Here is a 21083-nt window from a genome sequence, read left to right as displayed (position 1 = left end):
GACGAAACCAACGGAGGGAATTCATCGGTCCAATCGATCCGGAAGCCCGAAACGGGAAAATAATTTTCGATTGATAAAATTTTGCACGTGGATGATCTTCTTGTCTCTCATTTCTAAGATGTGGATCCCCCAGGGAACCAAGCCGTCCTCTTCTTTGCTCGGCATATATTGCGCCAACGCAGGGAAACCGCCGTTCGCCGAAACCGGAATGAACCGAGACCCCTCGCAGTGCAAACGCGTAAGCGTAAAAAACTTGAACAAGTCGTCCTTGCCGCGTACCCACATAGGGAAAGGAGGCATCGACATCCGACCTTCTTCATGAAACAGGGCGACCAAGGCGGTAATATCGAATTGTTCGAAGGCTTCCACGTAACGCGACAGTAACTCCCGATCAGGCATCTCTTCCTTCATGCTGAATTCATTGGAACGATTCTGTTCCCGCTCCAACGTTTCTCTAGCTCGCTGCAGGGCGCTGTTCACCGCTGCCGGCGACATCCCTAACGTCTCTGCGATCTGCTTGGAGGGCCACTCGAATACATCCTTCAAAATAATCACAGCACGTTGGCGAGGGGGTAAGAGCTGTAAGAGGGTAACAAAACAGATATGCAATGTATCTTTGCGGATGAAAAGATCTTCAGGATTATTCGAAAAGTCAGGGGCCGGCCAGATCCAAGACGAGTCCGGCAACGTCTCGCGAGGTTCGACGATGGATTCCGCAGGGTCAAAGAAGTCTACGGGGCGAATGCGGCGTTTCGCTTGTCTTAGCTTGTCCAGGCAAATGTTCGATGCAATCCGGTAGGCCCACGTTTTAAATGAAGATTCCTGTCGGAAGGAGTTCCAACTTTGCCAGACGCGAATAAAGGTTTCCTGCACGGCATCGTCCGCGTCATCGATTGATCCTAGCATCCTATAACAGAACGAGGTTAACTCCGGCTTCAAGTCGTCGAATAACTGAAGTTCTGGTGCGGTTTCGTTCATTGCGGCATCCACCTTTTATTGAAAGAATATTTGAGTACTATCATACCTAGTGGAAAATCCGTTTGTATATAGAAAAAAGACTTGCGCCACCAAATTGTGGGCAAATCTCCTCTACCATCGGCGCACTCACGTCCCTGCTAGTTCAACAAGAAGAGCTGTCTTACCTTAATCCGCTCCCTCCGGGAAGTCCGTCTTCTTAAGGCTCGTTTCATTGCGGCCGGGTTATCGGATGCTCTAGGTCGACATGGCCCATTAACGATTCCACCTGTCGGCCGTCCACGGTCAGTTCGATGTGCTTAACCTCGTCGAATTGGAACATCGTGTTCTTGAGCGCTTCGAGGGCCAATGCTTCGCCTCCGGCCCCGAGCCGGGCTTCGTCCGGTAAACTGATATTCATCGACAGTCGGCCACTCTCGGCGACAAACGTAATGCTGTTAAGCTCGACGTGTTTCCAGAGGGTTGTGACCCCGCCATCTTCCGATTGCAGAGCGTTGAACGCGCCCTCATACTTCGAATGCTCGGGGGAAACCTCAATCTCCCGGACGAATGGATGCAGCTCCATAATATCGTCGTCCGTGTAATAAGCCTGAATCGTCATCTTATTGGACGTAGGAGTCGGTTTCGCTTCGCCGGCGCCGTTATGGCCGCCGTTGCCGCCATCCGATACCGTTTCAATGTACCCTTTCCCCTCGGGCGAGGCCGAAGGGTTGGCGCCGCATCCCGCAGCAAGGCTAAGCAGGGCGAACAACGCCAATGCGTATCCGATATTTTTCATGACGCTCCCCCTTAACGTTCGTTTCATCTCTATTATAAACTTAAATATTCCTTGATGCCTGCGACAATGCCTTCGGCGACGCGCTGCTGGAAGATCTCAGTATACATGAGTGACTCGTCGGTCGCATGGCTGAGATATCCGATCTCGAGAAGAACGGCCGGCATCCTCGTCTCCCGGGTGACATGCAGGCTAGCCTGCCTTACTTTCCGGTCTGGCAGGCCCGTAGCCGCCAATAGATGGCGATGCATCGCCTCGGCTAACGGCAAGCTCTCGCTCCGGGTATAGTACGTTTCCGTCCCGCTTGGGTTTGCCGGGGGATTGATGCTGTTGCCGTGAATGGACACAAACAAGTCGGCGTTCGCGTCACGGGCAGTCCGCACCCGCTCCTCCAGGGACAATGCGATGTCTTCCTTACGGGTCATAACGACTTCGAGCCCCGGTTCTTGCTTTAGCAATTGTTCCACTTTCAAGCCGAGCGCCAAGGTAAATTGTTTCTCTGGCTTCTTGGTCGCGCTGATCGCCCCCGGATCGCTGCCTCCATGGCCCGGATCGATGACGATCGTTTTCCTGTCTTGCGCCTGCGGGTCTTCCGACAATACGACCGTCAGGAGCCCGTCGCCGTTGTCGGTCAGCGTGTACGAGGCGCTGCGGCGCAAATCGACGACGACTCGCACGGTAGAAGGGTCGACATTGAACAGCGCGTATCTGATCTTCGTTACGTTCGCGGAATCCGCGACGTCGAACGAGCCGCTTTGCTGCTTGTCCAACGGCAGTACGTCCGCCAACGCTTCGGCGAACATCGCTTGCGGCAGATCGACGACAAGCCGGTTCGGGCCTCTAAGGGTAAACACATGCGGCGTAACGCGTTTGTCCAACGCGATGACTAAGCTGTCGTCGCCGAAGCGGATCCCGTTAACCGTAGCCAAATCCGTGTTTGCCGGCGGGGGCGGCGATTCGGGCGGCGACGTTACATACACGGCCCTTTCAGCCTCGGACCAATCTACGAGGAGACCCATCTGCTCGCTGACGAACCGAATGGGCACGAGCGTAGTATCCGTCGCGACGATCGGTGCAGCCGACAGGGTAACCTCGGCCCCGTTCACGAAAGCCGTCGGTTCATTTACGCTTAGAAGGAGTGAGGTTCCGCCGCGACTTATGCTGATTTTACCCGTCTGCTCCCATACGACGTAAAAACCCAGCCCCTCGGCGACGACGCGTATAGGGATCATCACCCTGTCATTTACGATTTGGACTTGACCGTTCTTGGGTAAGACAAGCGCTTGTCCGTCCAAATAAACCGTTGTGACGCCCGCGGACGCATGTCCCGGTTGCGCGAATAGAACGATCAACGCGAAGAAGATTGCGGCCAAACTGTAGTGTTTCATCCGATACTCCTGTTAATCTTGTATTGTCTCCGAAGCCGAGGATCTTGCGCTCTTCGACATCGTCCGACAATATCTTTGACGCGCGGATGCTGTTTTTGTTGCGATTTCATACAATTTTCAATGATTGACCGTATCGGGTCATGCACGCGGAAGGCGATGGCCGCTAGAGTTTACTATAGTAAGCAACGGCTGCCTTCAGCGAGGCAGCCGTTTTCGTTGGATCGTCTCTAATTGAGCCTTTAACTTGGATAACCAAACCACAATTTAATTAAATTCCCATCAGGGTCGAGAACATCAAAAGATTTTCCACATCCGCCGCTATCTTTAATTGGGCTTATCCTAATGCCAGCCTCAATTAATCTGCTATGGCATTTAAGAATGTCCTCGCTAATTTCCAATATGAGTACATGGTTGGGTTTTCCTTTATGAGTAAAAGCAAGACGTTCTTCTCCATCAGTTTTGACAAGCATGATTTCTGCTCCTGATGCAGGGTAAATAAATACTTCAGTGTTGTCTGGTTCAATAGGAAAGCGATTTTTAGCGGTGTTAATATAGAAGCCCAACTGAAACACATAGAAGTCAACTGCACGTTGCATGTCTTCAACAGGTACTTCAATGCAAGCAACTGATTTAACGGTTGCTTCCTCTCTCACGCTTGGCAGCGTCTTCTCACAATTATTGATTACTTGGTCACCCATTTTACATTCACCACCTATTGGAAATATAATCCACAAGGTTAGTGTACATCAGAAATGTCAAATATGTAAGTACGGTACTCTGATCGCGTTATTTAACTCTTCTCCCCGTTCGCCTCGCAATATTGGTTATACTACCTTGAGCCGAAAAATGAGACAAAGGATGGAAAGTGGTCACGCATAAAGCAATCTATCGCAATCTTCAAATCCTTATGCTCGCTCATATAACGAAACAAGATGTCCGCGGTGAGAACAGTTTGGGAGTCATCGATGCGAATCGTCCACGATGGCGGTACCCCAGGAATGTCGCTAACTTTCGTTACAATACCGAAAGCAACGCCTAGCTCATCCCCCGGCCCTTCAATCAGTTTGCGAAGGATCTTGTCGATCTCCTCCATTCGTTGATGAATATTTATCTCCCAGTCGTCCATTAAAAAGAAACCTCCTAGTTGTATTTAATAGCACCTTTCCTTTTTTGGGTATTATCCTTATACATTCCAGATAACGACGTTGCGAATGCAAACATAGCTAGCATTAACGCGCCCGCTTAATCAGTTCCATGTCTTCCGCCGCCGCTTCCGCCACTCCTCTAATAAGTAACGTCCGACGAACCTATCGCCGGACGCTGCATACACGATTCATAATGTTGTTACACTACGGATTGCTAACGAGTCCTACGACGCCCAACATTGGGTAGTGATCGACACGCAAACCGAACTGCTCGGAGAGAATGCGCAACGGAACGAACGTCGTTCCGTTCACGATGCGAGGCGGAGCATCAAGTATGAGCTCCTTCCCGCTTATGTCAGCCTTGTCGGAATCGACTGTAAGACGCACCGATTTGCCAGCCAGTATAACGTCAATCATTCGTTCCGTTTCGTTCCAATCGACCGTCGCTCCGAGATACTCCGTAATGAACCGGAGCGGCACCATCGTTCGCGATGCTTCCACATAAGCGGGAGCCGGGAGATCCCGATACTTGCCTCCTGCATACACCCGCTCATCATGCAGGTATATGACTATATCAGGAATGGAAGGGTAGACATCGTATTCGAACGTACCGCCTCCGGCTTCGATACGATCTCGCAGCGCTTCGGCGCCGGGCGTTCCGTCCACAGGTACGACGTTGCGCCGAATGTTTACCTGTTGCAGACGCGGCAGCGATTCGATCCCGTTCAGTGAGACAATATGGGTTTCGTATAGATATAGCGTCTCCAATTGCTTCATCCCCGCGAGACTCTGGAGCTCCCGAACGGAAGTTTGCATGAGCGAGAGGGTTCTCAGATTCGTCAACGACGCGAGCGGGGCGATAGTATCGATCGGGTTTCCGCTTAGATTCAATGTCTCAAGCTTCACCAGCTGTGCTAGTGGCGTTAAATCCCGAATTCGGGTTCTCTCCGCTTCCAGATGTTTGAGATTCTCGAGCGTCCTGACGAAAGATAAATCCTCCACCGACTCTCCGGCGAGGGATAAGACGGTAAGGTTAGCCAATCCGGCGATCGGAGCGAAATCCCCGATCGGGTTGCCGCGCACATCTAAACTTTGCAATTCCGGCATCGCGTTTACAAATTCGATGTTCTCGATCCCCGCATTCGGGATATGCAGCAGCTTTAGGTTTTTTAAACCATAGAGCGGAGCGGCGTTCAGCTTTCGTTCCTCCCACGCATACAACGTCAACTCCCGCAAATTCGGCATCGCTTCCAAGGCGCTTATGTCCTTCAACCGGTTGGAACCCAACCAAAGCGATTCCAGCTTCGTCAAGCTTCGGAACGGTTCCAAGTCCATAGCCACCATATCTTGAATCTCGAGCTCCCTGAGCTCCGTCAGCTCAGCGAACGGCGTCAAATCCCCGATCGTGGTTTGCCACAACGACAATTTCCTTAGAGACTTCAATCGCTGAATCGGGGAAACATCTTGCACCGAATAACCGTCCCGCAACTCCAACGTATGAAGATTCGTAAGACGCTCGATACCTGTAAGATCACGGATTGTCTCGAATCCCTCAACCTCTCGGATTCCCTCAAACTTGTCATAATCGATGACCAACGTTTCCATCCGCTCCACGTCGCTTGCCAGAATCGGGCCGGCGGGCTTGCCGATCTCCTGGCGAATCAGCCAAGCAAGCGATGGATCCGGAAAATGTATTTCTTCGATTTCTTCGTCTTGTACCGCAGCTTGAACCGCAGCGGCATTGCAAGGCACCGGAAATACATTTCCTACCGTAATGGCGAATGCCACCGCCCATAATGACCTACGCAATCTCATCCTTATCCACTCCCAAATATTGTCATCTCCCGCCTTCAGATAGAATTGTTCGCCATCTGTAATACCTGACTCGGAATATTCGGCGAGGTTCTCGATAGGTTTCAAATCCGATGAGCAACCGATGGTATTCGTCAAAGCCTAATAGACCCTTGAATCGCTTCAATATTCGATTCAAGCTCCAATCTTCGCGATGTACCGCTGTGCTCTCGTACACGTTAGCGGAGTGGTTCAACTTGCCCTTGAAAGTTTCAGCGCTACAACCTCGCTCGTGTTTTCGTCAACCAATAAAGTTACCGCAGGGATGATTAATGTGATGAAGTTAAGAAAAATAGAATGCCTTAAATCATCATGAAAGCTCCACCCCGTTGGAATTAATATCAGTGACTCATTGCTCTCCAAATAAGCCTCGGTAATGAAACTTTGTAATTCTGGGAAAATAAAGAGGCTTTGATTATCAAGTTGCTCCTTATCCACAGCGTAAAAGCCGAGTTCCCTCTTCTCCCCAGCTTTCCAGACACTCATATCTGTGGTTCTATACAAGTCCTTTATTATTGTCATGAGTTCCGAGGTGCTTTTGTTGAACAAATCAGCCGACTCCGACTTCAAAAATTGCATTTGTATTACTTCAATTTCATTTTCTACATACACGACTTTAACATCTTTAAAGTGAGGGGCAATGTGTTCTATAATCATTTTCTGAGCCATCTCACTTCTTGCATATAGGGCAACCAGCATTCTTTCATCCAATATAACAGTGCCCGCCAAGAAGAACAGGGCTAAGTCACTAATATCCGATGGTGTTTGGTCAAACGTAATTTTTTTTAGACTAAACCGCTTGTGTTGTAACTCTCTTTCTGCGTACATTGGCGTGACCTTTCTTGCCCACTCAAACATGAATCCCCCCCCCTTTGCTCTTTTACATATTGCTCTTCTAATTATACCCTAAAACTTGGAAGCTGCGTGCGTTATGGATCGGTTCCATCGCTGCGCTAAATAGATCCATTACAGAGCGAGGCCACCGGACCTTTGCCGACATCCATTTTCATGAGACAACCCCTGCCTTCAGGATTGATGGATTGCGTCGTTTCGTTCGTTCCGTCTCTTAAGCAAAAGATTCAACCGTTCCGAGAATAACAGCATTGCGACAGCCGAGATAACAATATACAGCGGGAATATACCGATAGTCGAGAATCCAGCCAGCAGTCCGAGGAGCGGAGGCATTACCGTGCTTCCCGTATAAGCGACGGCCATCTGATAACCCATGATTCGTTGTGCGTGCGCCTCGCCGAATCGAGCAGGCGTCTCATGCAGCATGCTTGGGAATATCGGTGCGAGCCCCAATCCCGCGATCAGCAATCCGCTCAGCGCGAAACCGGTCGGTAACGGCAACAGCAGGAGCAGAGTACCGGCAAGCGCCGTGATCTGGCCGGCTCGAATCAGCAACCGATTGCTCACCTTGAACGTGACGAATCCGGTAATGAACCTTCCGATCGTTATGCCCGCGAAGTAGACCGAAACCCAAAACGCGGCTTTGTCGGCAGACAGCCCCTGCACTTTCACCAAATAACTACTGCCCCACAAGCCAACCGTTGTTTCGACCCCGCAGTAGAATAAAAACGATGCCAAAGCATACTTGACACCTTTCGCAAGCTTCGGTTTAGCCTTAGGATCGCGAAGCGACGGTTCCGCCTCCGCTTGCTCCGCACCGATGCCGCTACCTTGTTTTCTAGCTTGATGCCCCCATAACGGAAGCGTTACGAAAAGTAAAAGAACTAACGAAAACTGAATGCCGGCTACGGCCAGATATCCGTCTCTCCAGGAAGCATTCCCGGACAAGAACGCGGCCATAATCATTGGACCAGCCGTCGCCCCCACGCCCCAGAAGCAATGCAGCCAACTCATATGATGAGCTTTATAACGCGCCGCTACATAATGGTTGAGCGCGGCATCGACCGCCCCTCCGCCGAGTCCTAGCGGGATCGCGCAGACGATCAGCCAAGCGATCGAGGGCGCATAGGAGAAACCTAGCAACGCCCCCGCCGTTGCAAAACAGCTTGCCAACGTGACGCGTCCCGTGCCGAATCGGCGCACAATGGCTCCGCTTCCTAAGCTGGATACAATCGTGCCGACGGTAACCGTCATCGATAATACCCCCGCCATTCCGATCGGAGCGTCCAGCCCATGCCGCATGACGGGCCACGCCGCGCCGAGCAAGGAATCGGGCAGCCCAAGGCTGATGAAGGCCAAATAGATGATCAATAGCAAAATCGTACTCATAGATGCGCTCCCATTTTCAAATCAATCGTCGTCTCCGGAAATCATTCGATTCCGTCCTAGCTTTGTCAGACCGTTCAAGTAATCTTCTCTCCAGTCGCTCGCCGTAAGTTTCGGCAAATGCTCCTTAGCAATGTAGAACGCGCTTCTGGTCGCGATGGCATCCAGTAGATCCTCTGTGACTTCGTTGCGGCAAAAAACTACGGTATTCGGGTTCAGTATGGCCGCGAAAGAGGCGACCAACCGGCTGACTGCGTCAACCTCGGCGGCCTCCTGCATGGCAGTGACCGTTCCGTCCGCGGCCGCGAGCGCTTGTTGAAAGTTTCGGTCGTCATACAAGGGAACGAAAGAGACTTCGCCCGAAAATGACGTACTTCCCCGAACGACGTTGCCGTTTACCAATATACCTGCCCCCGGTCCGTTTTGGCCGAAATACAAGTAGATCATGGAGCTGTTCTCGCTGGAGCCTATCTTGTCATAGTATCCCAAGACGGCCGCGTTCATATCGTTCTCCACGACGACGGGAAGCGCGAATCGCGCTTCCATATAGCCTTTAAGGTCAACATTCCGAAACTTTTCGTATCCCGGAATATAGATGATCCGCCCGTTGTCGACCGATCCGGGTATGCCGAATACAAGCGTACGGATCCTAGGATGCAGCCCGAGCAACGACTCGATTTGCATCGCCAGCGCTTCGAATCCGTCCTGAAGATAACCGGAGGCGGCCCCTGTTTCCTTGACTTCGCCCAGAAGGTTATAGATCATGTATTGCGTTTCCGTTTTCTCTAGAAACAGCGCGACGCCCAACTGATAATCCGGATTGTATGCATATCGTCGTGCCCTTCTCCCGCCGCTAGAGTCATCGAGACCGACGGACATCAGTTCGCCCGTCTTCTCCAACCGGGCGACGAACTTGCTGACCGTCGGAAAACTGATCTCCAGCTTTTCGCTTAATTCGACTTTCGTAGCGCTTCCCGACGCCAACAGCGTTGTCCGAATGCCTCTTAGAATCACCTTCTTCATGTCTTTCGGCGTCGATAATCTTTCGCTCACAACCCATCGCCTCGATTCCAGTAAACTTATTAAACTCGTTTAATAAGTTTACCTATCATAGCAAGGTTCAGTCCAAAAGGGAAGCCCCCTCTCAACCTCGAGGGGGCTTCCTCTTTATCCGCTGTCCGTCTCACTCCAACTCGCGGTTCCAGAGACGCCGCATCTCTTCGCTCGTCTCCAGCAGCTCGTCGAGCGTGCCTTCCGCCTCTACGCGCCCATCCTTCAGCAGCACGATGTTGTCGGCATACGCCAGCGCGGCTTTGCGATGCGACACGACGAGGCACGTCGCGGCGCGCTGCTGGAACAGCCGCTCCCACAGCTTCTTCTCCGTCTCCACGTCCAGCGCGCTGGACAAGTCGTCGAAGACGAGCAGCTCCGCGTCCCGGACGAACATGCGGGCGGCCGCGGTTCGCTGCGCCTGACCGCCCGACAGCTTGACGCCGCGCGGCCCGATGACGGTGTCCAGGCCGGCGGGCAGCCTCGCGACGTCGGCTTCGAGCACCGCGGCGCGAATCGCGGCGTCGAGCTTCTCCGGGTCGTCCGCCGCGCCGAGCAGGATGTTGCGCTTCAGCGTATCGCTGTAGAGGCGCGGCACCTGCGGCGTATACGCGCTGCGCGGCGGGACGAAGAAGCTGCCGGGGTCTTCGACGGTACGGCCGTTCCAACGGATGTCCCCGGCTTCCTTCGGCAGCAGGCCGAGAAGCGTGCGGACGAGCGTCGTCTTGCCGGAGCCGATCCGTCCCGTGACGACCGTGAACGAATGCCGCGGCAAGCGGAGGCGAACGTCGGCGATGCCGCGGCCGGTGTCCGGATACCGATACGTCAAGTCGGTCACGTCCAACGCATCCAACCGATCTTCCGGCGTCTTGGCCGGAATCGACGGCTCCGGCAGGTCGCCGCGCAGGTACAGCGGATGCGGATCTACGAGCCGATCCGGCGCCGCGTTCTGCAGCAAGCCCGCCATCCGCTGCTTGGACACCTCCGCTTGCTTGAAGTATGCGAGAAACTTCCCGAAGTTCTGGATGAATTGCGTCACGAACGTCAAATAGTAGACGAACAAGGCGAAGTCGCCGACGGTGAATTCGCCGCTGCGCATCGACTGGGCGCCCAAGAGCAGAATGAGGCCGGTACCCAGATTGACCGTATTCGAGAAGACGGAATCGAGCACCTGGTTCAACAGCTTATCCTTCAGCATGGCGCTTCGCCGTTGGTCGTTCAGCTCGCGGAAGCGGCGGATGACCCGACTCTCGGCTCCGGCGACCTGAATCGCCTGCACGGCGCCGAACATCTCGCTGATCGCCTCGGTCACTTGCCCGGTCGCTTCCCGGCTGGCGGCCCGATACTTCTGCAGCAGCGACGTGGACAGCTGCGCGGCCGCGACGACGAGCACGAGCGGAAGGAACACGAGCAACGTCAGTCGGACGTCGATCTGGATGAGGATGGCGAAGGACGCGACGGCGAACACCGTCATGCCGAACGAGTCGACGGACCAGCTGATCGCCTCCTCCGCCTGCTCCACGTCGTCCCGGAAGTTGCTGATCGCTTCGCCGGGCGAGACGGGAATCGCCCGGGCGCCCGGCTCGCGCAGGATGTGATGCAGCATGTTGCGCCGCAGCAGCCCGCCGACGCGCATCCGGAACTGGACGTCCGTGATGAAGCCGAGAATGATGAAGCCGACGCGGACGGCGGCGGCGCCCAGGAGCAGCGCGATGATCGTCCAGACGCCGAACGTCGCCGAGGCGGAATCCGTGAGGGCGTCGAAGAACGCCTTCGTCAGCACCCCCGGCGCGATCGGCGCCAAGTAGATGAACGACCACATGACGGCGTTCGCCGCGTACCAGAGCGGCCGGTATCGGACGAGCCGCCATAGAAATTGCAGCGTCGTCATGCGAGCACCTCCTCGAGCCCGGTCTTCAGCATGCGGCTGAAGCGGGAGCCGGGATCCGCGGCAAGCGCTGCGCGATCCCCGTATTCGGCGACGCAGCCGTTCTCCAAGATCAAGATTCGATCCGCCCGCTGCACGGTTGCCAACCGGTGCGCGATGATGATACAAGTGCGGCGTTCCAGCAGCTTGCCGACGGCCGCCTCCAGCTTCTGTTCGGTTGCCGGGTCCAGCCGCGAGGATGCTTCGTCCAGGATGACAAGCCCGGGATTCGTCAGAAACACGCGGGCGAACGCCAGCAGCTGCGCCTCCCCTGCGGACAAGCCGCCGCCGCCCGATTCCAGCGTCGAATCGAGACCATCCGGCATGGAAGCGAACCAATCCCGGAGCCCCAGCTCTTCCAGCACCCCGACGATCCGGTCGTCCGGGATGGCGTCGTCGTAGAAGGTCAGGTTGTCGCGGACCGTGCCTTGGAAAATCTCGATGTTTTGCGTCACCATCGCGACGCGCGTGCGGAGATCCTGCAGCGTCGCGTCCCGAATCGGCACGCCGCTCAGCCGGATTTCCCCGTCCTGCGGGTCGTAGAATCGCAGCATGAGCCGCGCTAACGTCGTCTTGCCGCTGCCGGTACGGCCCAGCACGCCGAGCACTTGTCCCGCTTCCAAGCGGAAGTCGATGTTCTCCAGCGTGGAGGCGCCCTCCTCGTACGAGAAGCGAACGCGGTCGAGGCGCACCTCGAGCGGTCCTTGCGGCAGCGGCGTGCCGATGCCGTCGCGAACGGCCGGCTCCGTGTCCAGCAGCTCCCGAATGCGAACGATGCTGGCGTCCGCCTTCTGCAGATCCTCCATCTGCGTGCGGATCCTCTCGATCGGCTTCGCCATCAGCTCGGTGTAGTAGAAGATCATATACACCGTACCGATCGACACGGCGCCCTTCTTCCACAAATAAGCGCTGAGCGCGAACGCGATCGCGTTGCCGATCGTGAAGACGACGATCGTCGTGATCCACATGGCGGCCCACCCCATGAAAGCGCGGATGCGGATGGGGAGCCATTTTCGAAGGAAGGAATAGAACTTGTGCATGACGAAGGACGTGGCGCCGTTCGCGCGGGTGTCTTCCGTCCCCTCCAGATGCTCGCCCAGAAAGCCGAAAAATTCGGCGCTGATTTGACGAAGCCGCCCCCAGTGGGGAATCGCGTACTTCCGGATCGCCTGAATCGCGTACATCGCGAAGACGACGAAGACGGTCATGCCGAGCCCGATAACCCAACCTTCGACGAAGAGCAAAACCAGAATGCCGACGACGAGCAGCAAGTTGCTGAGCAGCGTAATGACGAAGTTGGAAAAGAAGTTCGCCAACGCGTTAATGTCGCCGTCCACGCGCTCGATGATGGCGCCGGTCGTGTGCGACTTGTGGAAGGACAGATCGAGGCGCAGGCAGTGTTCCGCCACGTCGCCGCGAAGCTTGTTGGTCGCGACCCAACCGATGTTCTCTCCGATATAAACGGAGATGACGTTCACGATCTGCTGCACGAGGGAGACGCCGATGAACAGTCCCGCCGCGATCCAAAGCGCTCGGTTCGATTCCGCGCCTTGGGCGGAGTCGATGAAGTAACGGATAATTTGCGGGTTAATCAGCTGCATAGCGAGCCCCGCGACGAGCAGCGCGGACAGCCAGACGATCGAAGCGCGTTGGTTCTTCAGATAATTGCGCAGCAGAGCGGCGTATTGGCGTAACGGAATGTTCATGCCGGGCATTCGGGGGGCTCCTTCGGCGACATTTTCTGTAATAGGATGAAAACTCTAGGGCCGTAATCCGGCTCGTTGCTTCCACCATGACCAAGCGCGCAAATATTCGGTCGGGTCCATCCCGTACTTCGCGCAGGTCGAGATCCTTGCGTATAACGCCAACAGCATACCGGTCGCGAGCGATACGGAATCGCCGTCCGGCAGAAACTTCGGGTCCAGATCGCGCAGCGACGCCTCCAGCGCTTCGGGGGTCAAGTCGTCCGGCGTCGAGCAGAACGCGAAGAGCGCGTCGTAAAGCGGCGGGCCGATCATCGGGGACGGATCGATGACGCCGATCAAGCCAACGTCGCCGAACAAGAAGTTGTGCGCGCCGCAATCGCCGTGCAGCGAATACGGCTCCGGATCGGCGCCGTGCTTGGCATCGACCATTCGAAGGGCGGCGAGGTGGTCCTCCATGGGAAGCATGTCTCCGATCCGCCGGCGCGCCTCCCCGATCCGACGTTCCAAGAAGGCGGCCCATGTCGGCGCTCTCATTTCGTCGAGCCATCCCCAGCCTTGGGTTGCGGAGGATAAGCGATACCGATTCACTACGTTCCGCATCAATGCCCCCATCCATTCCGCCTTCGGAACCGAAATCGCCTCCGCGCCGGGACGACCCGGGACGTAGTCGTAGACGAAATACCGGTACTCCGGATCGATATAACGCACCTCCGGCATCCATCCGCTTCTGGCATGTTCCCGCAGGAACGTCGCCGCGGTCCGAATATAGTCCGGCACGTCGTACTTCAACATGAAGCGCGGAAGACCGTCAGATGCGATCGCGTACACGCGCCCGTCCGTCTTGCCCGCCATACGCGGCGATAGAACGCTTGACGCGGGAACGATTCCCCGCTTGCGCAACGACTCGAGCGCCTCTTCGGGCGCCGGCTCTCGCGCGTTCGCGTCCGGGTCGTACTCATGCTCCAAGATGCTCATGATGAGCAGTGACTCATACCCTTCCTCCTCGCGGCATACGTCTCGCATCCTTCCTTCCACGCGAAAGCCCATCGTTTCATATAAATTCCTCGCCCGCGCGTTCCGCTCTTTCACGTCCAGCCAGAGCCTGCGCGCATGTCTCTCCCGAAAAGCATACGCTTGAACCGCTTGGAGCGCGGCTTTCCCGTACCCTTTCCCTTTGGCGGTCACGACGAGGCGCAACAGCTCGATTGTCCCGCGTACAGACGCCGTGCCTAACAGGATCGCGAATCCGGCGCGTTCCCCGCCGGCGCCTTCGATGATCAGATGCAGCATGTCATCGTCCGTCGCGGCCTCCCTGTGCCGCTCCAACTCCCATGGCGTGATATAGGGACGATTCGCTTCGTCGCGTTCCGCCGAAACGACAAAATTCAAATCCGCTTCGCCACTCGTCCTTCGAAGCGCGACGCGTTCATTGCGAATTATCGTGCTGTTCATCGGTCACGTTCTCCTTAGCTGCCTAATTCTTATTGAGGCACGATAGACTATCGTCATACTTCTTTTATATATTAACAACACTCCATAACAAGTAAAAGCGAAACGGCACGACTGACGAATGATTAGCCATCTACGCGGCTGACAAGATGCGGTCCCGTTTTTTCTCCGATTATCGCAAGAAGCAATATGACGATTAAAAAATCGGTCGCAACCGCCTCCCGTCATATAATTTATTATCATTGCTAGTTGATATTACCATATAATTGGGAATGTTTGTTCGAATCCACTTGTTAAATCAAACTCAAATGAAACCTACAGGCAAATTATGGTATATTGGTGGTGGTTTGGGGAGGAGAGGTACCGTTGAAACGAAGAAAAAGCTATTCATGGCTTGTTCCGTTGGTTGGGGCTTTTCTTATTGCCGCGATTGCGGCTGCGGTTTGGTTTCAGCGCTCCGAACCGTTGATCGACAACGGTTTGACCATATATGAGGACCCGGACGGCAACGGTAAAGTTTATACCCTTGAGATTGTCAATGGGAGCAACTCGGATATCGATATACAAAGCGTCACGGTAAATGGCGGGACGGTGCCGGATCGAATTCAGCTCGGTATAACTTACGATTCCAATCGCCTTGTGCAATTTCTGGGGGAACAGACCGACCCTGCGACTACACTTATGGGATTACATGACGCATCCATCCAACCGCAATTATCCGCCGAAGAGATTCGGACGATCGTTGCAAGGAAGACGAACTCGGAGAAGCGAACTCCGATCCATTACGGCCTCGTCGTTCGGTACGACCAAGGGGCTGTTCAAGAAATGACGATTCGGTATACTTATTTAGGTTTCGCCAAAGTAAAGCGTATCACCCAATGGTTCGAGTAGCCGTCTGAAATCCGAATCCTGCGTTACCGGCGACAGATCCGCCGCTTAGCCTCGTCAATTGTTACGACTCCTCCGTAAAAAAAGACACGAAAGCAATAAATGCTTTTGTGTCTTGTATTTTTTCCGATAAAGAAATAGCTTGCAATCCCTTCAAGACCAAGCATCGATTCTTTCTTTTATATTAAACGGGGGCGCCCTGTACGGCCATCCGTTTTGCCGCTTCTTCGGCTTCGCGGAAAGCTTCTTCAAGGATTTTATCAGGGTTCAGTATTGCGGTACCTTGCACTCGCAAGATTCGATAATCCTCAATGCCAAGGAAGGTAAACATGGCCTTGAGGTACTTATGAGAGAACTCCACCTCTGTGTACCAATCGTTATTTGTATAGATGGATCCGCTCCCTTGGATGACAAGAAGACTTCTCCCATCCTTCAATAATCCTACAGATCCGTTTTCGGTAAATTTGTAAGTCTCCCGAGGGATAAAGACATTGTCGAAATAATCCTTCAACTTCGATGGAATATTAAAGTTATGCAGCGGCATGACGATTACGTATTTCTTCGCCTCTTTAAACTGTTTCAAGAGCGCCGACGTTCGATCGACGATATGTTGTTCCGCCTTGGAAAGCGCCGCTCCCTTCGCCAGTTTCTCCCTGGCTTCTAAGAAGGCACGGTCGACCAATGGGATATCCGCTTCGTAAAGATTGATTTGTTCGATGTTCTCCGTCGGATTCAGTTCCTTATAAACTCGAAGGAAATGATGAAACACACGCAAACTGAACGAATCCGCAGCATCCACCATAGGGTGAGCATTCAGAATCAGCATTTTATTCATAAGCGAATCCCCCTTCATCCACAATTGCCGACAAGATTTATCGACGATTAGTTATGTCCATAATATAATTTGATTTGACCCTCCTGTCAAATGCATTTCTATCCAAACCCTCCAACCGTAAATTGCTCGTTTGACAAGGAAACTATTAAGAGCGCGTATTACCGGCCAAGCTTCGAGAGGATACGCGTGCATTTTTCAATCCTTAGGATGTCCAGATCAATTCGTCATAAGCAACGAAAAAAGAAGCCGGGTAAAATCGGCTTCTTTTTTTCACGTTAGGACGCTCTTGCCGATTTATGGATATGCAGCGAAGCTCTTCGGAATACTACCCATATCCCTTTACGGAGGCAAGCGCGCCATGACCAGCAGTGATCGCTTCACCGTCGACATAAGAACGAATGAATCTCTGCTTCGGAAAATTTTCGCTCATTGCTCGGATATCGTTTTTCGATCGCTCCCTTCCCCGGAGCATATGCAATTGCTCCTGGTTTACGCTGACGGACTTGTGGATACGCGGGAAATGGAAAATACCGTTTTGAAACCGATCGTCGATCTCATGGAAACATCGGAGTCGGACGGAAACCGCCAAGGCCTCGACTTGGAAGGCATGGGGGTTCTTGCGGCGGCAAACCTGACGACAAGCGACGAGATCCAAAAGAACGTCGATGGCGTATTGCGCGGTCAGGTATTATTGATGGTGGAAGGTGCTTCCAAGGGTTTCCTTGCGGATTTTAGTAAGTTTCCGCAAAGGGGTATCGAAGAACCGGTCATCGAAGCTTCCATTCGAGGTCCTCGCGAAGGCTTCACCGAGGCATTGCGCACAAACACAAGTTTGATTCGGAGAAAGCTTTGTACTCCGCGGTTAAAGTTGGAGTCGATGAAGATCGGCAGCCTCTCCAATACGGATATTGTCCTTGCCTATCTGGAGGGGACGGCTCCTGACGCTCTCGTCGACGAGGTTCGGGGCCGGTTACGCCGTATAGAGACGGAATCCATCCTTGATGCCAGTTACATAGAAGAATTCATTCAAGACCATAAGACGTCCCCCTTCCCCCAACTCCAGAACACGGAGAGACCGGACACGGTCGCCTCCAGTTTGTTGGAAGGCAAGGTAGCCATTTTGGTTAACGGGTCGCCGAACGCGCTCATCGCACCCATGACGTTTTGGAATGGGTTTCAAGCCGCGGAGGATCATTATGAAAAATACCTATATGTCTGTGGAGTCCGGATCATCAGGCTGCTGCTATTCTTGATGTCGCTGATCCTCCCCTCCTTTTACGTTGCGCTTACGACGTTCCATCCGCAAATGATACCGGTAGCGTTAATGATGAGCATCTCGGCCGCAAGAGAAGGAATTCCGTTCCCGACGGTCGTAGAGACGTTCTTGATGGAAATTATGTTCGAAGGATTGCGCGAAGCCGGGCTGCGGTTGCCCAAAGCGATCGGTTCGGCGGTCAGCATCGTCGGAGCGATCGTCATCGGAGAAGCCGCAGTACAAGCCGGATTTATTTCGGCGCCGATCGTCATTATCGTTGCAAGTACGGGCATCGCTTCGTTTTCTATTCCTAGGTATAGCATGAGCTTGCCCTTCCGCCTATTGCGTTTTCCCTTGTTGGCGCTGGCGGGGACATTCGGCCTTTTCGGGGTCGCCGCGGGAGCTATTGCCATTCTCACTCATTTATGTAACCTTGAGTCCTTTAAGAAGCCATACTTCACTCCTGTCGCCCCGCTGCAGTTGCAGCATCTCAAAGCGGCTTTGATTCGTCCACCCCGAGGAAGGCGAGGAATATGAAACAACTTCGGCAACTGTTAGCAGCTTTATTTCTCTGTATCCTTATGACCGGTTGCTGGGACCGCACGGAAATCAATGATTTTGCGTTCTGGATGGGAACCGCGATCGATAAGACGAGCGACGACAAAATCAAAGTGAGCGCCCAAATCGCGATCCCCAAGAGTATCGGCAGCGCCTCTAAACAGGGCGGTCAAGGCGAGAGCACGATCGTGGTTTCTGCGGCAGGTAAAACGTTATTATCTACTTGTCAAGCCATTCAAAATCAATTACCCCGCCGGCTGTTTATCGGTCACCGAAGATCCGTATTTTTATCGGATTCCTTCGCCCGCGCCGGCATGTCGGAATTTCTGGATATGTACACCCGGAATCCGGAATTGTCGTTGCGTACGGGCATGTTTGTCGTGCTCGGGAAGCCCCCGGAGGAAATACTCAAATTCGAAAGCCCCTTTAATCCATTCTCTTCCGATGCGGTTTTACGACAGGACAAATTCGCCAAGATGGGCGATGTCGCCTTACGCGACTTTCTAATCAATTTCTCTTCGCAGAGCATGTGCCCGGTATTGTCCGCTATCGATATCAGTCAAGGCGACATCGCAAAAAAAGACGTGGTAAATATCAATAAACTTGCCGTATTCAACAAAAAAGCCGAGATGGTCGGTCTCCTTACCAATGAAGAATCCTTGATGACGCTTTGGATCATTGGCCGCCTTAAGGTGCACTTTCTAACGGCGTACGTACCGGAAGGGAAAGGGTATGTCACGGTAGACGAAACCAATTTAAAAACCAAAATCTCGACAAAAATCGAAGACGGAAAACATTTGATTCAAATATCTTTATCCGGCGTCGGAACGGTCAGAGAAAACAATACGACCTTAGACCTCAGCGATTCGCGACAGCTGGCTTATGTCGAAACTGCGTTGAACCGCCATTACGAGCGAGTCGTAATGCGTACCGTTCGAAGAGTTCAAGACGAATACAGAACCGACATTTTCGGTTTCGGGGAGAGGCTTCATCAAGAACATCCCGAAGAATGGAAACGAACCCGAAAGGATTGGGAAAATAAATTCGCGGAAGCGCATGTCAGCGTTAAGATAGATACGAATCTGAACCGGATCGGCGTTAACGGCCCGCCCCCCAAAGCAGGAAGTTTCTTTTAATACTCGGGATATGGAAAGGTATTGCGATGAAACTCACTCGTTGGCAGTTCATCTGCGTAATGATCTCATTGGAAGTTTGCATGACCATCTGGCTTACGATTTCTCCAGCCCTTAGAGCGGCGAAACAGGATGCTTGGATTTCCATCCTTCTCGGCGGCGGGCAAGGGCTTGCGATTGCCCTGCTTATGGGGCGGGTCAGCCGTTTATACCCCGATCAAACCATTATTCAATACAGCAATTTAATTCTGGGAAAGTGGGCCGGAAAGGCCGTTTCCATGCTTTATTTTTTGGCATGGTACTCCGTGGCGGCCGTCATCTTGCGAGACGCGGCGGATTTTCTCCAGCTCGCCTTGTTCCGCCAAACCCCTATCTATGCCATCGTTACGATTCTGCTGCTGTTAATGGTGTATATCAACTATAAAGGCGATCTCCAGGTCATCGGGAGATTCGGCGAGATTGCGGGGCCGCTTCTCTTGATCGTGGTTGGAGGAACCTTTGTATTAAATTTGGGGAATATCCAGCCCGAACTCATCCGGCCGATTCTTTCGGATTATGGTGTCCGCGAGATTATCCAGGGATCGTTCACTTTCGCTTCTTTTCTAGGGGAGGCTTATTTTCTTCTCATGCTAATGCCCTTTCTAACGGATCGGAAAGGCGCCAGGAGAGACATCCTTTGGGTCATTGCAATTACCATCGTGGTCGTTACGCTGGCCACGGTCCTGGTGATCATGTTATTCGGTCCTTATCACCCGGCAAAGCTCCTCTATCCTTATTTTTACGCCGTACGGTATATCTCGTTATTGGAATTCATCGAGCACATGGATATCTGGGTGATCATCGTCTGGCTATTTGCCGTATTCGTAAAGCTGTCGCTCTACATGTTTATCTGTTCTTACGGAACCGCACAATGGCTTGGAATCAAATCATGGAAATCGGTAATATGGTGGTTTGCGGCGTTCTTGTTTTTTGCGTCCGTCCTCCCCCCCAATGTGACTGTGGTGATCAGCGATTATGCCCAATTCGTTTGGATCCGTTTCGTGTTCCCGATTCTCATGGTTGCCCTGCCACTGCTCTTGCTCATCGTCGGGACGTTAAGAAAGAGGTCGAGTTTGCCTTAATCGCAGATCGCGCGTTCCTGCGGATTTCTTAAATAACGAAAAGCCATTTGAATTTGCGAACTCGTATTCCGTTCAACGGAAAGCGGAGGCAGTTCATGTTCGCCGAAAAATGCTACGGCGCTCGTTTCCGTCCCCTCTCTTGCTTGACCGCCGACGATTTCACATCGGATGAACATCTTATAAACGTGATAGGGTGAAGGCGGGTGCGGATGGCACTTCTTGTCGTGAACGGCTAACAGCCCAATGGCCTTCACATCGAACCCGGATTCTTCCTTCACCTCTTTAACAGCTACCTCGGTTGGAGTGAAGCCTATGTCCGCCCAACCGCCTGGCAAGGACCAACAGCCGTCTATTTTTTCCCGTACCATCAGAAGTTTATTGTCTTGGAAGACTACAGCGCGAATATCGACTTTAGGCGTCGCATAGCCGGTTTCATTGGCAAATAAGTCTTTAAGAACCCTCATTTCCGTATTCGTATGCGCGGACATGATTTCCATACTGATGTCGCGTAATTGTTCGAATCTCTCTAAGTCGTATACGTCTTTCGAGTAGGTTAGTCCAGCCTGCGCGATCGATTGGAGCTGTTTTGCCCATTCAAGCCACTTCGGATCCATTCGTGCTCCCCTTTTCTTCTCGTTTCCCTAAGGGTACCACAGGATGTCCGGGATTCGTGGAAAACTTTTCTTCCCGAACGACTTCATTTCCTTCTTACCCAAACCGCCCGATCCGTTGTAAAATACTTGTAAACCTCATTGCTCATTCACGTCGTTCAACACGGGAGATAAGATT

At 53.2% G+C, this 21083-nt stretch carries 18 protein-coding genes; 4 read left to right on the top strand and 14 right to left on the bottom strand.

The genetic code is table 11. From position 1 onward, the window contains the following. Positions 1-21 precede the first annotated feature (21 nt). From FE782_RS19065 to FE782_RS19010, 12 genes are all read right to left on the bottom strand, one after another. Entirely contained in the window at positions 22-978 is a 957-nt protein-coding gene (locus FE782_RS19065) for a sigma-70 family RNA polymerase sigma factor (RefSeq protein WP_138195830.1), read from the bottom strand. 208 nt (positions 979-1186) lie between these two features. Next, on the bottom strand, positions 1187-1753 hold the full coding sequence (locus FE782_RS19060) for a GerMN domain-containing protein (protein WP_138195829.1): 567 nt from the start codon (positions 1751-1753) through the stop codon (positions 1187-1189). A gap of 32 nt (positions 1754-1785) precedes the next feature. Beyond that, a complete protein-coding gene (locus tag FE782_RS19055) occupies positions 1786-3138 on the bottom strand; it encodes an N-acetylmuramoyl-L-alanine amidase family protein (protein WP_138195828.1) in 1353 nt (450 codons plus the stop codon). Between the two features lie 239 nt (positions 3139-3377). Continuing rightward, the gene (locus FE782_RS19050; protein WP_138195827.1) at positions 3378-3836 is read right to left on the bottom strand and encodes a VOC family protein; all 459 of its coding nucleotides are present in this window, start codon (positions 3834-3836) and stop codon (positions 3378-3380) included. Positions 3837-3967: 131 nt separating this feature from the next. Beyond that, entirely contained in the window at positions 3968-4264 is a 297-nt protein-coding gene (locus FE782_RS19045; protein WP_138195826.1) for a hypothetical protein, read from the bottom strand. A 223-nt stretch (positions 4265-4487) separates the two neighbouring features. Beyond that, the gene (locus tag FE782_RS19040; RefSeq protein WP_138195825.1) at positions 4488-6233 is read right to left on the bottom strand and encodes a leucine-rich repeat domain-containing protein; all 1746 of its coding nucleotides are present in this window, start codon (positions 6231-6233) and stop codon (positions 4488-4490) included. A gap of 93 nt (positions 6234-6326) precedes the next feature. Beyond that, positions 6327-6992: a hypothetical protein gene (locus FE782_RS19035; protein ID WP_138195824.1), complete on the bottom strand. Its 666-nt coding sequence runs from the start codon at positions 6990-6992 to the stop codon at positions 6327-6329. A 168-nt stretch (positions 6993-7160) separates the two neighbouring features. After that, a complete protein-coding gene (locus tag FE782_RS19030; RefSeq protein ID WP_138195823.1) occupies positions 7161-8375 on the bottom strand; it encodes an MFS transporter in 1215 nt (404 codons plus the stop codon). Between the two features lie 21 nt (positions 8376-8396). Then, positions 8397-9425 carry an ROK family transcriptional regulator gene (locus FE782_RS19025; protein WP_202914564.1) on the bottom strand — a complete coding sequence of 343 codons (1029 nt, stop codon included), beginning with the start codon at positions 9423-9425 and terminating at the stop codon, positions 8397-8399. Between the two features lie 130 nt (positions 9426-9555). Then, on the bottom strand, positions 9556-11313 hold the full coding sequence (locus FE782_RS19020) for an ABC transporter ATP-binding protein (RefSeq protein ID WP_138195822.1): 1758 nt from the start codon (positions 11311-11313) through the stop codon (positions 9556-9558). Beyond that, complete coding sequence (locus FE782_RS19015) at positions 11310-13064, bottom strand: ABC transporter ATP-binding protein (protein WP_202914563.1); 1755 nt, start codon at positions 13062-13064, stop codon at positions 11310-11312. The genes FE782_RS19020 and FE782_RS19015 overlap by 4 nt, the downstream gene beginning before the upstream one ends. A gap of 45 nt (positions 13065-13109) precedes the next feature. Further along, positions 13110-14507: a GNAT family N-acetyltransferase gene (locus FE782_RS19010; protein WP_138195821.1), complete on the bottom strand. Its 1398-nt coding sequence runs from the start codon at positions 14505-14507 to the stop codon at positions 13110-13112. Positions 14508-14870: 363 nt separating this feature from the next. Between FE782_RS19010 and FE782_RS19005 the strand changes: the two genes are divergently transcribed. Continuing rightward, entirely contained in the window at positions 14871-15395 is a 525-nt protein-coding gene (locus tag FE782_RS19005; protein WP_138195820.1) for a hypothetical protein, read from the top strand. A 181-nt stretch (positions 15396-15576) separates the two neighbouring features. Here FE782_RS19005 and FE782_RS19000 read toward each other — a convergent pair whose 3' ends face one another. Next, positions 15577-16227, bottom strand: coding sequence for an FMN-dependent NADH-azoreductase (locus FE782_RS19000; RefSeq protein WP_138195819.1), 651 nt, complete (start codon positions 16225-16227; stop codon positions 15577-15579). A gap of 358 nt (positions 16228-16585) precedes the next feature. Between FE782_RS19000 and FE782_RS18995 the strand changes: the two genes are divergently transcribed. From FE782_RS18995 to FE782_RS18985, 3 genes are read left to right on the top strand one after another with little or no spacing between them, the layout of a single operon-like run. Next, positions 16586-18019, top strand: a complete 1434-nt coding sequence (locus FE782_RS18995; protein ID WP_138195818.1) for a spore germination protein — start codon at positions 16586-16588, stop codon at positions 18017-18019. Next, entirely contained in the window at positions 18016-19176 is a 1161-nt protein-coding gene (locus FE782_RS18990; protein WP_138195817.1) for a Ger(x)C family spore germination protein, read from the top strand. Before FE782_RS18995 ends, FE782_RS18990 begins: the two co-directional genes overlap by 4 nt. Positions 19177-19202: 26 nt before the next feature. Continuing rightward, the gene (locus tag FE782_RS18985; protein ID WP_138195816.1) at positions 19203-20294 is read left to right on the top strand and encodes a GerAB/ArcD/ProY family transporter; all 1092 of its coding nucleotides are present in this window, start codon (positions 19203-19205) and stop codon (positions 20292-20294) included. On the opposite strand, the gene FE782_RS18980 is transcribed toward FE782_RS18985, so the two are convergent. Next, positions 20291-20908, bottom strand: coding sequence for an NUDIX hydrolase (locus FE782_RS18980; protein ID WP_138195815.1), 618 nt, complete (start codon positions 20906-20908; stop codon positions 20291-20293). The genes FE782_RS18985 and FE782_RS18980 overlap by 4 nt on opposite strands. Positions 20909-21083: the final 175 nt, after the last annotated feature.

This window comes from Paenibacillus antri (assembly GCF_005765165.1).
Classification (GTDB): Bacteria; Bacillota; Bacilli; order Paenibacillales; family YIM-B00363; genus Paenibacillus_AE; species Paenibacillus_AE antri.
Note: the sequence above shows the minus strand (reverse complement) of the source record. Positions and strands in the feature narration are given on the sequence as shown.